13 protein-coding genes are annotated in these 13,541 nt (G+C 50.7%); 4 read left to right on the top strand and 9 right to left on the bottom strand.

Going from position 1 to position 13,541, the window contains the following annotated elements:
• Positions 1–78: 78 nt before the first annotated feature.
• The 5 genes from glnQ to rhtA all read right to left on the bottom strand — a co-directional run bounded on the left by glnQ (position 79) and on the right by rhtA (position 4,401).
• Entirely contained in the window at positions 79–801 is a 723-nt protein-coding gene (glnQ, locus tag OGY10_RS09610) for a glutamine ABC transporter ATP-binding protein GlnQ (RefSeq protein WP_003035246.1), read from the bottom strand.
• On the bottom strand, positions 798–1,457 hold the full coding sequence (gene glnP / locus OGY10_RS09615; RefSeq protein WP_003035248.1) for a glutamine ABC transporter permease GlnP: 660 nt from the start codon (positions 1,455–1,457) through the stop codon (positions 798–800). Before glnP ends, glnQ begins: the two co-directional genes overlap by 4 nt.
• A 137-nt stretch (positions 1,458–1,594) precedes the next feature.
• Positions 1,595–2,341: a glutamine ABC transporter substrate-binding protein GlnH gene (gene glnH, locus OGY10_RS09620; protein ID WP_048235778.1), complete on the bottom strand. Its 747-nt coding sequence runs from the start codon at positions 2,339–2,341 to the stop codon at positions 1,595–1,597.
• Between the two features lie 365 nt (positions 2,342–2,706).
• Positions 2,707–3,210, bottom strand: a complete 504-nt coding sequence (gene dps / locus OGY10_RS09625; RefSeq protein ID WP_003035253.1) for a DNA starvation/stationary phase protection protein Dps — start codon at positions 3,208–3,210, stop codon at positions 2,707–2,709.
• Positions 3,211–3,513: 303 nt separating this feature from the next.
• Positions 3,514–4,401: a threonine/homoserine exporter RhtA gene (gene rhtA, locus OGY10_RS09630; RefSeq protein WP_008784209.1), complete on the bottom strand. Its 888-nt coding sequence runs from the start codon at positions 4,399–4,401 to the stop codon at positions 3,514–3,516.
• A 411-nt stretch (positions 4,402–4,812) separates the two neighbouring features.
• Here rhtA and ompX point away from each other — a divergent pair, with 411 nt between their 5' ends.
• A complete protein-coding gene (gene ompX / locus OGY10_RS09635; RefSeq protein WP_003831579.1) occupies positions 4,813–5,328 on the top strand; it encodes an outer membrane protein OmpX in 516 nt (171 codons plus the stop codon).
• Positions 5,329–5,466: 138 nt separating this feature from the next.
• On the opposite strand, the gene OGY10_RS09640 is transcribed toward ompX, so the two are convergent.
• Both OGY10_RS09640 and mntS read right to left on the bottom strand, forming a co-directional pair.
• The gene (locus OGY10_RS09640) at positions 5,467–7,047 is read right to left on the bottom strand and encodes a phosphoethanolamine transferase (RefSeq protein WP_057067342.1); all 1,581 of its coding nucleotides are present in this window, start codon (positions 7,045–7,047) and stop codon (positions 5,467–5,469) included.
• A 276-nt stretch (positions 7,048–7,323) separates the two neighbouring features.
• On the bottom strand, positions 7,324–7,452 hold the full coding sequence (gene mntS, locus OGY10_RS09645) for a manganase accumulation protein MntS (protein ID WP_003831584.1): 129 nt from the start codon (positions 7,450–7,452) through the stop codon (positions 7,324–7,326).
• A gap of 186 nt (positions 7,453–7,638) precedes the next feature.
• On the opposite strand from mntS, the gene mntR reads away from it, so the two are divergent.
• Both mntR and OGY10_RS09655 read left to right on the top strand, forming a co-directional pair.
• Positions 7,639–8,112, top strand: coding sequence for a manganese-binding transcriptional regulator MntR (gene mntR / locus OGY10_RS09650; RefSeq protein WP_003831586.1), 474 nt, complete (start codon positions 7,639–7,641; stop codon positions 8,110–8,112).
• Entirely contained in the window at positions 8,109–9,218 is a 1,110-nt protein-coding gene (locus tag OGY10_RS09655) for an anion transporter (protein WP_286576674.1), read from the top strand. The genes mntR and OGY10_RS09655 overlap by 4 nt, the downstream gene beginning before the upstream one ends.
• A 94-nt stretch (positions 9,219–9,312) precedes the next feature.
• Here the strand turns inward: OGY10_RS09655 and ldtB are convergent, their stop codons facing one another.
• The gene (ldtB, locus tag OGY10_RS09660; protein WP_008784213.1) at positions 9,313–10,233 is read right to left on the bottom strand and encodes a L,D-transpeptidase; all 921 of its coding nucleotides are present in this window, start codon (positions 10,231–10,233) and stop codon (positions 9,313–9,315) included.
• 232 nt (positions 10,234–10,465) lie between these two features.
• Here ldtB and OGY10_RS09665 point away from each other — a divergent pair, with 232 nt between their 5' ends.
• Positions 10,466–12,058, top strand: coding sequence for an ABC-F family ATPase (locus OGY10_RS09665; protein WP_008784214.1), 1,593 nt, complete (start codon positions 10,466–10,468; stop codon positions 12,056–12,058).
• A gap of 78 nt (positions 12,059–12,136) precedes the next feature.
• On the opposite strand, the gene OGY10_RS09670 is transcribed toward OGY10_RS09665, so the two are convergent.
• Positions 12,137–13,399 (bottom strand): DUF1479 domain-containing protein, encoded by a 1,263-nt coding sequence (locus OGY10_RS09670; RefSeq protein ID WP_103015135.1) that lies wholly within the window; start codon positions 13,397–13,399, stop codon positions 12,137–12,139.
• Positions 13,400–13,541 lie beyond the last annotated feature (142 nt).

Below are 13,541 nucleotides of genomic sequence, written 5' to 3' on the forward strand. Positions count from 1 at the left end.
AGATGTCAGGGCGGGAGGGAATTGAAATGAGAGGATTCTGGTGAAAAACCTCCCTTCGGGCGAAGGGAGGTTGAGCTATCAGGAAACGTGCTGCAAGAATTCCTGTAAGCGTTGGCTGGGCGGATTTTCAATCAGGGCCTGCGGATTACCGTCTTCGGCAATACGTCCCTTATCAATGAAAATCAGGCGTGAAGCCACTTTTTCGGCAAAGCCAATTTCGTGGGTCACAATCACCATGGTCATCCCTTCTTCCGCCAGGTCCTGCATAACTTTCAGAACTTCATGGCGCAGTTCCGGGTCGAGTGCTGAGGTTGGTTCATCAAACAGCATCATTTTCGGTTTTACTGCCAGCGCACGGGCGATAGCCACACGCTGTTGTTGACCGCCGGACAGTTCAGAAGGGTAGTGATGTGCACGTTCGGCCAGACCCACTTTTGCCAGCAGCTCTTTCGCCAGTTTCTCGGCCTGTTCTTTATTCGCCCCGCGTACGCGCTGCGGTCCGAACATGACGTTTTCCAGTGCCGTCAGATGTGGGAACAGGTAGAACTGCTGAAACACCATTCCGGCTTCCTGACGGATTAAGCGCTCGTCTACCTTCGGATCGTTTACTTTCAGACCATCGACGATCAGATCGCCGGAGGTTATCTCTTCCAGCTTGTTAATGCAGCGCAGCAGGGTAGATTTACCGGATCCTGACGGCCCGATAATCACCACGACTTCACCCTGCTGAATGTTCAGGTCAATATTGTGCAGCACCTGGGTTGGACCAAAGTGCTTAGAAACGTTTTTAAATTCAATCACAGGATTTTCATCCTTCTTTCCAGACGACGCAGAATGAAGCTCAGCACCAGCGTAATGATCAGATAGAACACCGCAACGGCGCTCCAGATTTCCAGTGCGCGGAAGTTACCGGCAATGATTTCCTGGCCCTGACGGGTCAGTTCAGCGACGCCAATGACAATAAACAGCGAGGTATCTTTAATGCTGATGATCCACTGGTTGCCCAGCGGTGGCAGCATACGACGCAGTGCGAGGGGTAAAATAACGTGGCGGATAGTCTCTGTGCGTGAAAGTCCAAGCGCCAAACCGGCTTCGCTGAACCCTTTATGGATTGAGAGCACCGCACCGCGGGTGATTTCCGCAATATAGGCCCCGGAGTTGATCATGATGGTGACAACGGCGGCGCTAAAGGGGTCAATGCGTAAATCGTTAAATGCCATTGGCAGAGCGAAGTAAATAAACATTACCTGCACAACGATTGGCGTACCGCGAATGACTTCGATAAACACCAGCGCTACGTGGTTGGCGATCCAACCGCCGAAAGTGCGCGCAAACCCTGCTGCAAGTCCGATTATCAGACCGCCAGCCAGACCGAGGACCGAGATCCACAGGGTCATTTTGGCGCCTTCAATCAAAAGCGGGATGGCGGGCCAGATGGCACTCCAGTCAAACTGCATATGTCGTTCCTGTTACCGTGGTGTAAATATTCAAATGCCCGTTTTGCCGGATGTGCTGTGCTTATCCGGCCTACAGGTCTCAAAAATCCAGGCGTAGGCCCGGTAAGCATCACGCTACCGGGCAACGCTGCCGGTTATTATTTAGGTTCAGTACCGAACCATTTTTTGTAGATTTCGTTGTAAGTACCGTTCTCTTTCAGCGTTTTCAGCGCGCCGTTCACTTTCTCACGCAGGTCGTCGCTGCCTTTCGGGAAGGCGATACCGTACTGCTGGGCTTCCAGCGATTCGCCTACAGCTTTGAACTGACCATTGCCAGCTGTTTTGATGAAGTAAAGAATGTTTGGTGTGTCGTGCAGTACAGCGTCTGCGCGGTTGGTGCCCAGTTCCATATATGCGTTATCGATATTCGGGAACTGACGCAGGTCTTTGGTTTTGATATTCGCTTTCGCGTAATCAACGGAACCGGTGCCGCTCTTAACTGCAACGACTTTACCATCCAGATCTTTTACGCTTTTGACGTCGTTGTTATTCGCTTTCACCATCACTAACAGACCGCTTTTGTAGTAGCCGTCGGAGAAGTCGATCGCTTTTTTACGCTCTTCGGTGATGGTGATACCTGCCAGTGCCAGGTCGATATTTTTGGTTTGCAGGGCCGGGATGATGCCGCTGAAATCCATCGGTTTCAGTTCATAATCCAGTTTCAGTTCTTTGGCCACGGCAGCCCACAGATCCACATCAAAACCAACGTATTTGTCACCCTGTTTGAATTCAAACGGTACAAACGCGGTGTCGGTTGCGACAACCAGTTTCTTGTCTGCGGCATGGGAGGACACCGCAAAAGCCAGGGTAAGTGCAGCCAGTGAAACTTTTAATACAGACTTCATAGGATTTCCTTTTATATCCACGGGGCGATCCCCTGCGAGAACATATGGCTTAATGAAAAAATCGTGCCAATTTTGCAACTCATTGTTTTAACAAGAGGGTGTCTCGTTTCTCTGCACAATAAGTAGGGCATAGCGAATAATCTGCACTGTTTTGGGGCACTCATTTGGTGCGAACCAGTCACGGTGCAAACTGTATGACTATTTAGCGTAAAAATTGTTGATAAAACAATCTTTCGTTAACGATTGTGTGAGGTGATTATTACAAATAATTTACTTTGGAGTGACGAATGATCAATGTTATGCACCATAGATGTGCAAAACCCCCGCCGAAGCGAGGGTTATATAGGTAATTCTTATGTCTGCTGTTACTCAATGTTGGCTTCGATAAACCACAGGAATTTATCGAGGTCGCGAGAAGCTGCGGTAAAGATATCCGCGGTATCTTCGTCTTTTGCTTCGCTGATAGCTTTACGTACGCTGTTTGCAACTACGGCATAACGTTCGGCCAGCTCTTTTAAGTGGTCCTGTACGCTATGGATATCCAGCGGGTAACTTTTCAGAGGCGTTTTGCTGTTGATAACCTGAGTTGTGCCCAGTGCCACACCGCCCAACTGTACGGCGCGTTCAGCCATGGTGTCGAGGTGATCGGTAAGGGCTGTACGGAAGCCATCCAGCATTTCATGTACTGCAATGAAGTTTGCACCGCGCATGTTCCAGTGAGCCTGTTTAGTGATCAATGACAGGTCAATGAACTGGATTACTTGCTGATTCAGCAGTTCTACGGTCGCTTTCTTTTCGCTATCAGACACATCGTTGCGGGTATAAAGGAGGGCGGATGCTTTTGTTTTTACCAGTTTCGCGGTACTCATATTTTCATATCCTCTTGATATTTATGTCCCAACTCTTCAACGGAATTAAGTATAGCGCTAAATTTGGATTTTTGTTTCCGGTGTTGCCTATCACTTTAATAGCGAAGAAGAGGGTAAATATAAAATATCAAATAAAATCAATGTGATGAGTGTTTTGCTACTTGCGTGGTGTTATTTTTATGTTAATTTTAAGATTAAATGAAATATGCGGATGAGAAAATTATATTTATTAGAATTATTATCACGCAGATTTACAATTGGATATTCTGCATGATTATGCAAACCATGCAGAATAATACGTGGTTAATTCACGTCGACTTGTTTTATTTGTGGCTCTTTACGAATGGTGAGCGTAGAGCCCATTGATGCGACAATAATGGCGCCCAGAGCGAGCGTCTGGATAAGCGTCAGCGTTTCACCGAGGAAGATCATTCCGGAAACCGCTGCCAGCGCGGGTTCCATGCTCATCAATGTACCGAAAGTACGCGTAGGCAGGCGCGTCAACGCAATCATCTCCAGTGAATAGGGAAGCGCAGTAGAGAGGACTGCAATGGCCAGACCTAACGGCAGTATGGACCAGTGCCACAGGGCATCTCCGGCCTGGAGTGCGCCGATTGGTACAAATACCAGAGCTGCAATGAATGACCCTACTGCGACGGTTGCCGGACCGTGTTCCGCCCCGGCTCGCTGCCCGGTAAGAATATAGATGGCCCAGCAGGCGCCAGCCCCCAGCGCCAGCGCTGCGCCGGTTAAATCTACGTGAGAAACGTCCTGACCCAGAGGCAGCAGGAACCAGAGCCCGAGCACTGCCAACGCAACCCAAATGAAATCCACCGGGCGTCGGGATGAAAACAGTGCTACCGCGAGCGGGCCGGTAAATTCCAGCGCCACGGCGATTCCCAGTGGGACGGTTTGGATTGACAGGTAGAAAAGGTAGTTCATCCCGCCCAGAGACAGGCCATAAAACAGTAGCGGCAGGCGTTGTTCTTTAGCGAATCGTAAACGCCAGGGCTTAAAGAAAGCGATAAGAATGAGCGTACCCAGCGCAAGGCGCAGCGCGGTAACGCCCGGCGCACCGACGAGTGGAAACAACGATTTTGCCAGTGATGCTCCGCTTTGAATGGAGGACATAGCAATAAGCAAAACCAAAATAGGCAACCAGACTGGCGCTTTACGTGACAACCCCGGCATCCTTTCTCCTGTCAAATGATGATTACACGTCTCCATCTGTGCCACGCTTCAGCATTGTTACGACGCAGATGATTATATGTATAGAAAAGTAAAACAGCGAGTGTAATGGAATTACGCTCAACTGGTTGAGTATTCGTTGAAAAAAAAATTGCTCAGTTCCGTACAATGGCATGAAAATGATGGATTAATAATCTGTGTGATTAGGAATGTTCTGGATGAATGTGCCATATTGTGCGCGCAATAATGGTATTTTCAGTTGAAAAAGTGATGTTAATTGAAAGAGATAGCGGGTTTTTGAAATGTTCTGTTACATGAAAGACCCCGTTAGACATCGCGAATCGCAAAGAGTTTCCCATCAATTTTTGGTATATTTAAAACTTAAGATTTACTTGAAGCACATTTGAGGTGGTTATGAAAAAAATTGCATGTCTTTCAGCACTGGCCGCTGTTCTGGCTTTCTCCGCAGGTACTGCTGTAGCTGCTACTTCTACCGTTACCGGTGGTTACGCTCAGAGCGATGCTCAGGGCGCAGCAAACAAAATGAACGGTTTCAACCTGAAGTATCGCTACGAGCAGGACAACAACCCGCTGGGTGTCATCGGTTCCTTCACTTACACTGAAAAAGACCGTACCGATGCTTCTGGCGACTACAACAAAACCCAATACTACGGCATCACTGCTGGTCCGGCTTACCGTCTGAACGACTGGGCAAGCATCTACGGCGTTGTGGGTGTTGGTTACGGTAAATTCCAGAACGTAGAATCTTCGACTTACAACCACAGCACCAGCGACTACGGTTTCTCTTACGGTGCGGGCCTGCAGTTCAACCCGATCGAAAACGTTGCTCTGGACTTCTCCTACGAGCAGAGCCGTATTCGTAGCGTTGACGTTGGCACCTGGATTGCTGGCGTGGGTTACCGCTTCTAATCACTTCGGTGATATGAAAAATCCGCCTCTTGGGGCGGATTTTTTTTGCGTGTAATGCAGAAGGAATGTCGTTGTAGGCCTGATAAGCGCAGCGCATCAGGCATCGGTAGCAAAATGCCTTATCCGGCCGACAACGTATTATTTGGTTGAGAAAATATCGGTACCCAGATGGTTGTAGTCCACCTTCTGCAGTTTGAAGTTGGTGATGTACACCGGCCCGGCTTTTTTCTCTGAGATAAAGCGGTAGCTGTTGGTGATTTCCTTTGCGCTGATCCCTGTCCACTGCGAGAAAAAACTGAGGAAATCATTGGCGGAGCGACGGGCTTTAATCACCCGATGCGCTTTATCATCGCTCGACAGCACCATGAAAGGCACCTGGAAATTCTGCTGGAACTGATCGTCATGCGCCAGGTACTGCACCTCTTTTCCCCGCTCTTTAAACGCGAGGCCATGATCGGAGAAATAGACCATCGAGAAGCTATTACCGCTGTTACGTAACTGCTCGTAAAGCTGGCGCAGCAGGTTATCCGTCTGTGTCATGGTGTACAGATAACAAGATGTCTCTTTTGACTGGACGAAAGTCTCGTATTTACCCTGTGTTCGGTCACAGGCCTGCGGATGCGAGCCCATTAAATGCAGCACGATGAGCTGTGGCTGGGTGCGCTCGGTTGCCAGCACCTGGGCAGTCATCTTCAACAGCGCTTCGTCACGGGTGTTTTTATCCGCTTCGAAGTCACCGCTTTTGAGGAACTGAACCTCATCAGCGCGCTTCGCAATGCTGGCGATGGCCGTATCGTATTCACCAATCTGTCCCTGATTGGAAAACCACCATGTCTGAAAGCCCGCGCGGTTAGCCAGGGTGACAAAGTTATCCTGGAACTGGGGTTTATTATCCACTACCCGATTAAGCGTTAAGCCGAGCGATTTTTGCGTTGAACCGCTGGCCGCAATGTAATCCGCGAAGATATAGCCGTTAACGGAGCTGGCAAACGGGGTGTTATCCCAGTGGCCGCCAAACGCCCCTAACGCATCGCGGCGGGCGCTTTCGCCGATCACCACGACGTAGGTGTGATACTTCGGTTTAACGGCGGTTACCGTCCAGCTGTCTTTTACGCTCGACAGTTTCGCCATACGCTCTTGTTCGTCGAGCACTTCGTTGTTATTGACGATAACGTCCTTGGCGAAACGGAAAACCGGATAACCGGTATCTTTCAGCTTAAACACGCCGCCCCAGGCCAGGTTTTGTACCGGGGTAACAAAGAATGCGACAACGCTAAACAGCAAACAAATGCTGTCGAACTTATTCCAGCTGCGCTGCTGCACATCTTTTTTACGGCGTACGGCGATAACGCCAAGGGCAAAAATAAACACTCCAACCAGATAACTGTACCAGGGGAAGATGGTCAGGATCTCGGTTGACTCTTCCATATTGGTTGAGTGCAGCGCCAGTAAGGTATTGAAGTTCGGTGAGCCGTAAGCCTGGCCGAACGGAAAGTACATTGCCGCAATGAGTGAGCAAATGCCAATCAGTGCCTTCTGCGCGCGCGGCGCGCTACGCCACAGCAGCATCAATATACATGTGAAAGCAACGCTATAGAGCAGGCTAAGCGGATAGCCCAGAGCAAGGTTTATTAGCAGAGACTGTAAGAAATAGAGGCCAGTCCACGGACTAATAGCCCGACTGCGAGCAATGATTGAATCTTTGAGGGTTAAATTCATACGCCACTAATACAAAAACGCCATGTGCTTACCCTGGCGCTAAGGGTCATTGCCTGCCTGAGAGAGCGAGAAGAGGGATAGGGTCCGCATCCGCGAGCCGCAATATACGCAGGGCTGCGAAAAGATAGAGTGTGCGCAAGAGAAGGTCAACTACTACAAAGAAATTGTTTTGCGAGGGACGTGGCAAAACTGACAAAAAGAAGGGTTATTGAGACGAAAACCACCACCGTACCCGAATGACGGCAGGAAAATGAAGCGGCGTACCGCGACGCCGCATTATTTTTCTGAAGGTTTATCCTGCTCTGGTTTGCTGTTAATCATGTCACACAGCATAGAGATCAGCATCAACCGTACTTTAAAGGGAGAGTGACTAAACACGCGTATGCACCTCTTAAATTCATTCATGTAAACCTCCTGACTTCACAATCCCATCAGTCCTTGAGGGATGTCTTTATTATATACAGATATAGCACAGGCTATATTATATAGCTATTGCTAAAACGTTAATTTTTTGTGCCCACGCAACTCTGGTTTACAATGAGCGCTCTCTAATCAGATGCCGTTAACGCGTCACAGTAACGAGGAAGCAGAATGAGTCGTCGCGCAGGTATGCCAACAACAAAAAAAGTGACGCAATTGGTGAATGTCGAAGAACACGTTGAAGGATTTCGTCAGGTCCGGGAGGCGCATCGCCGCGAACTGATTGATGACTACGTAGAGCTGATCTCCGATCTCATTATTGAGGTGGGTGAAGCGCGCCAGGTGGATATGGCCGCGCGACTTGGGGTTTCCCAGCCGACGGTTGCTAAAATGCTTAAGCGCCTTGCTTCAGTCGGATTGATTGAAATGATCCCGTGGCGTGGGGTGTTTTTAACCGCAGAAGGTGAACGACTAGCCCAGGAGAGCCGGGAACGTCATCAGATTGTGGAAAATTTCCTGTTGATGTTAGGCATCAGCCCGGAAATTGCCCGTCGCGACGCGGAGGGGATGGAGCATCACGTCAGTAAGGAAACGCTGGAGGCTTTTAGCCGGTTTACGCAACAGCAAGGAACTGGCTCTGAATGAGTTTTCCTTTATTACGTGCTTTACAGCGCGATCGTTTTTTCCAGCTGTTAATCATCGTTGGGGTTGTACTGAGTCTGTTCACGCCATTTACGCCCCGGTCCTGGCCAGGGGCAATTGACTGGCACACGATTATCACGCTTAGCGGGCTGATGTTACTGACCAAAGGCGTGGAGCTAAGCGGTTATTTCGATGTGTTAGGGCGCAAGATGACCCGCCGCTTCAAAACAGAGCGCCAGCTGGCGATATTTATGGTGCTGGCGGCGGCGTTGTTGTCGACGTTTCTGACCAACGACGTTGCATTGTTTATTGTTGTTCCGCTGACCATCACCCTGAAAAAATTATGTGCCATTCCGGTGAATCGCCTGATTATCTTTGAGGCGCTGGCGGTAAACGCCGGATCGTTGCTCACGCCAATAGGTAATCCGCAAAACATTCTGATGTGGGGACGCTCAGGCTTATCGTTTACCGCGTTTACCTGGCAAATGGCGCCGCTTGCGGGGGCCATAATGCTGACGCTGGTGGTGCTGTGCTGGTTCAGTTTCCCGCATAAAGCGTTGCACTATCATACCGGTACGCGCGCGCCTGACTGGCAACCACGCCTGGTATGGAGTTGTCTGGCGCTGTATATCATCTTCCTGGCGGCGCTGGAGTTAAAGCAAGAGCTGTGGGGTCTGGCTATTGTGGCGGCAGGGTTCATGGTACTGGCGCGTCGCGTGATCCTCAGCGTGGACTGGACGTTGCTGTTAGTATTTATGGCGATGTTCATTGATGTGCATTTGCTGACGCAGCTCCCGGCCTTGCAGGGGATTTCCCACCAGATTGGCACGCTCTCAGCACCGGGACTTTGGTTAACGGCTATTGGTCTGTCGCAGTTTATCAGTAATGTGCCCAGTACGATTTTGCTGCTGAACTATGTCCCGCCGACGCTGCTGCTGGCCTGGGCGGTTAATGTGGGCGGCTTTGGTCTGTTGCCGGGATCGCTGGCGAATCTCATTGCGTTACGGATGGCAAACGACCGACGGATCTGGTGGCGTTTTCATTGGTATTCGGTACCGATGCTGATATGGGCGGCGCTGGTGGGGTATGGTTTGCTGCTGTTGATGTAATTGATGTGATGTGCCGGATGGCGGCTGGCGCCTAATCCGGCCTACTGCGTTGGTAGGCCCGATAAGCGTAGCGCCATCGGGCATATATAGCAGATTAGTTCAAACGAACCGGCATACCTGAACGGTTCTGTACCGCCTGCTCAACGACGGCTTGATCGACGTCAGACTGGCCGGTGATGCTGGTAATGCTCTTGGTCAGGGTAATCGGTACGATTTCTCCGCCTTCGAACTGTGCTTCAGTCGTAGACAGTGGGTTATGTACTTCGATGTAACGGCTGCCGTCTGGTTCGGTAGTGGCTTTTACCGGCTCATCAATAAACTGTACACGGGTGCCGACTGGCACATTTTCAAACAGGAATTTGATGTCGTCGTTACGCAGACGCACGCAACCGTGGCTGACGCGTAAGCCTACGCCGAAGTTAGCATTGGTGCCGTGGATGGCATACAGGCGACCGATATACAGCGCGTACAGTCCCATCGGGTTATCCGGACCTGCCGGAACAACGGCTGGCAGCGGCTCGCCCGCAGCGCGGTATTCCGCATGCATTTTCGCCGTTGGCGTCCAGGTTGGACCCGCTTTTTTACGTTCGACTTTGGTTGTCCAGTTGATTGGCGTGTCTTTGCCCAGCTGGCCGATACCGATCGGCAGAACAATTACGGTGTTGGTGCCTTTCGGGTAGTAGTACAGACGCATTTCAGCGCTGTTGATAACAATACCTTCATGCACGGTATCCGGCAGGATCAACTGCTGAGGAATGTTCAGCACGGTGCCGCCTTTCGGCAGGAAGGTATCCACGCCCGGGTTGGCTTCCAGCATGTTAGACAGACCCATCTGATACTCTGCCGCAAAATACTCCAGCGGTTGGGTGTTGCCTTCAGGAATAGTAATGACCTGGTTTTGGCCAATCAAACGGCTACCATCAGTCGGCAGCGGGTACGTGACGGCTGAAGCGGTATTACAAAAACCAACTATTGCGAGTGCCGCCGCGAAAAGCGTTGTTAATTTCATATTCATATTCATGTATGCGAGATTCAGTGCCAGGCAGGCTAGTGGGTTGAGATTTATGTAGTGTTGGGCACGCATTATATGTGCAATCTGAGCAACAAGGAATTCGGATGTGTACTAAATCACATTTTTTTCCTTTTGGTTTCACTTTTTCCCTTCCGCATGAAGACGCGATCTTCTTGCAGACTTATGGCATAATAAGCGGTTTGTCACATATTTCTTTCTCTTTCAGGATACGCCAGTGTTAGTTTCCAGCAACGTCACCATGCAGTTCGGCAGTAAGCCGCTGTTTGAAAATATTTCCGTCAAATTTGGCGGCGGCAACCGTTACGGCCTGATTGGCGCGAACGGTAGCGGTAAATCCACTTTTATGAAAATTCTCGGCGGCGACCTCGAACCGACGCTGGGTAACGTTTCCCTCGATCCTAACGAGCGCATTGGTAAGCTGCGCCAGGATCAGTTCGCCTTTGAAGAGTTCACCGTACTTGACACCGTGATCATGGGTCACGCTGAACTGTGGGAAGTGAAGCAGGAGCGCGATCGCATTTACGCTCTGGCCGAGATGAGCGAAGAAGACGGCTATAAAGTTGCTGACCTCGAAGTTCAGTATGGCGAAATGGACGGCTACTCTGCGGAAGCGCGTGCGGGTGAACTGCTGCTGGGCGTAGGTATTCCGGTAGAACAGCATTACGGCCCGATGAGCGAAGTCGCGCCCGGCTGGAAGCTGCGTGTGCTTCTGGCACAGGCGCTGTTCTCTAACCCGGACATTCTGCTGCTCGACGAACCAACGAACAACCTGGATATCGACACCATCCGCTGGCTGGAGCAGACGCTGAACGAGCGTGACAGCACCATGATCATCATTTCGCACGACCGTCACTTCCTGAACATGGTCTGTACGCACATGGCGGATCTGGACTACGGCGAACTGCGCGTTTATCCGGGTAACTACGACGAATACATGACGGCGGCAACCCAGGCGCGTGAACGTCTTCTGGCTGATAACGCCAAGAAGAAAGCACAGATTGCCGATCTGCAATCCTTCGTCAGCCGCTTTAGCGCCAACGCGTCTAAATCTCGACAGGCGACTTCTCGTGCGCGTCAGATTGATAAGATTAAGCTCGACGAAGTGAAAGCGTCCAGCCGTCAGAACCCGTTCATCCGCTTCGAACAGGATAAGAAACTGTTCCGTAACGCGCTGGAAGTGGAAGCGCTGGCGAAAGGTTTTGATGAAGGCCCGCTGTTTAAAAACTTCAACCTGCTGCTGGAAGTAGGGGAGAAGGTTGCCATCATTGGTGCCAACGGCGTGGGTAAATCCACTATGCTGAAAACGTTGGTTGGCGACTTACAGCCGGACAACGGTACCGTTAAGTGGTCTGAAAACGCCCAGGTCGGTTACTACGCGCAGGATCATGAATACGAGTTCGAAAACGATCTGACCGTTTTCGAATGGATGAGTCAGTGGAAGCAGGAAGGCGATGATGAGCAGGTAGTACGTAGCTTCCTTGGTCGTCTGCTGTTCAGCCAGGACGATATCAAGAAACCTGCAAAAGTCCTCTCCGGTGGTGAAAAAGGACGCATGCTGTTCGGTAAGCTGATGATGCAGAAACCGAATATCCTGGTTATGGATGAACCGACCAACCACCTGGATATGGAATCTATCGAGTCGCTGAACATGGCGCTGGAAATGTACCAGGGCACGCTGATCTTCGTTTCTCATGACCGTGAGTTCGTCAGCTCGCTGGCAACCCGCGTGATTGAAATTACGCCGGAACGCGTAATCGACTTCACCGGTAACTACGAAGATTACCTGCGTAGTAAAGGCGTCGAATAATTATCCCGTCGTTCTCGTGTTACAGGTGTGATGGTTGCACCTGTAACACGAGATACTTAGGGATAAGGGGATATAAAATTAAACAATCCCCAGCGCGCGTTTACCGTGGATATTCAAATCCTCCAGCGTGAAGCGTCCTTCCCAGTTAGTTTCATAATCCTCCCGTGGAAAATCACCCGGTGATGCACCTTTTTCCAGCGCGGCCTTCACTTTGTGGGCGTAGGCCAGATTCTTTTCGCACATCGGTGCGGCAGGAATGTACATCACGTTACCCCAACCCTGCTGATTTTCCACCGGTGCGACGGAGTGAATCACATCACAATGCCACCAGACGGAGTCTCCGGCGTCCAGTTGTGGAATGCTGGTTAACGCTTCAATCAGCAGAGGATGCCATTGCGTGGAAATCGGCAGCACCCGGCCGGGCGCGACGCCGCAAAGTTCATCTTCTGGCACATCGTCAAGCAATGGGCGTAACAGCACATACGCCATCGCTTCAGGGATCGGGACCACATGCAACAATCCCTGACCTGGCAGCATATCGGACAATGCAGTCCAGCCCTGGAAGGTACGGAATACCGAACATTTGGTGGTGTTATCCACCGTGTACTCTTCTACCTCGGTGCGATGCGCCGCCTGCCACGGATCGTAATCTTCCAGCTTGCCATTGAAAACATGAGCAAAGACCTGCTGATATGCCGGAAGAAGCCAGCGTTCCAGCGCGCCGGAATCCGTATGCGCGCCCAGCCCTTTGGACGTGGTTCCCGGCGGTCGACGGCGAATGCGGTCAGGGTAAATAACGCTGATATCCGGGTTAAACCATTGTTTACCTTCGCTTGTAAAGGTCCACAAACGATTGAGGAACGACTGTGCATTGGCCATTTCTTCACTCTGGCGGGCCTGCATCTGCGCCTGGGACCAGTAGATGGGGTAGATTTCAGGCCGTGATGCGCTCAGAGTACCGAAGAAATTATCGCCGGGTCCTTTATAGACGTCGTCAAAGTGGTTGCGGTCCAGATAGTCCAGCATTGAGCTGTCCCATCCGAGAGCCTGTTCGCGAGGGAAATGACCTTTAATGACCGCGCATCCGCGACGCTTAATTTCTTCACGCTGCTCTGCACTTACGTGGCCCGCTTTGATATCTGCATAAGATATCACTGGCCACACCGGGGCACCTTGCGCTTTGAGGGCGTTGATTTCCGCCACGCGGGTGGCGATAGCATCGCTCAACTGATTGAAGATTAACTGAACATCCCCAAGCTGTGCCCGCAGTTGCTGTTTCATCTGCCGGATTGCCGCTTTGTGATCGGCGGGCAGCGTGTCGCTGGTAAAAGTAAAAGCCATATCCACCTCGCATTAACTTTCATTCGAAACAAAACTAACTTACAGATGATAATATAAGTTAAAATTTAGTTAACGCAAGTTTAAAACTTGATGGAGTGAGCAAAATAGAAAAAGAGTGAAAACCGGGATGAGGGATACCCCG

The organism is Citrobacter sp. Cpo148, from assembly GCF_030332375.1.
In the GTDB taxonomy this organism is placed as follows: domain Bacteria; phylum Pseudomonadota; class Gammaproteobacteria; order Enterobacterales; family Enterobacteriaceae; genus Citrobacter; species Citrobacter portucalensis.

Bases quoted from the DNA above. Each gene is read 5' to 3' on its own strand.
- rhtA (WP_008784209.1), bottom strand. From the start codon at position 4,401: ATGCCGGGGTTGTCACGTAAAGCGCCAGTCTGGTTGCCTATTTTGGTT.
- mntR (WP_003831586.1), top strand. From the start codon at position 7,639: ATGAGTCGTCGCGCAGGTATGCCAACAACAAAAAAAGTGACGCAATTG.
- glnP (WP_003035248.1), bottom strand. From the start codon at position 1,457: ATGCAGTTTGACTGGAGTGCCATCTGGCCCGCCATCCCGCTTTTGATT.
- glnH (WP_048235778.1), bottom strand. From the start codon at position 2,341: ATGAAGTCTGTATTAAAAGTTTCACTGGCTGCACTTACCCTGGCTTTT.
- OGY10_RS09670 (WP_103015135.1), bottom strand. From the start codon at position 13,399: ATGGCTTTTACTTTTACCAGCGACACGCTGCCCGCCGATCACAAAGCG.
- OGY10_RS09640 (WP_057067342.1), bottom strand. From the start codon at position 7,047: ATGAATTTAACCCTCAAAGATTCAATCATTGCTCGCAGTCGGGCTATT.
- dps (WP_003035253.1), bottom strand. From the start codon at position 3,210: ATGAGTACCGCGAAACTGGTAAAAACAAAAGCATCCGCCCTCCTTTAT.
- ompX (WP_003831579.1), top strand. From the start codon at position 4,813: ATGAAAAAAATTGCATGTCTTTCAGCACTGGCCGCTGTTCTGGCTTTC.
- mntS (WP_003831584.1), bottom strand. From the start codon at position 7,452: ATGAATGAATTTAAGAGGTGCATACGCGTGTTTAGTCACTCTCCCTTT.
- ldtB (WP_008784213.1), bottom strand. From the start codon at position 10,233: ATGAATATGAAATTAACAACGCTTTTCGCGGCGGCACTCGCAATAGTT.
- OGY10_RS09655 (WP_286576674.1), top strand. From the start codon at position 8,109: ATGAGTTTTCCTTTATTACGTGCTTTACAGCGCGATCGTTTTTTCCAG.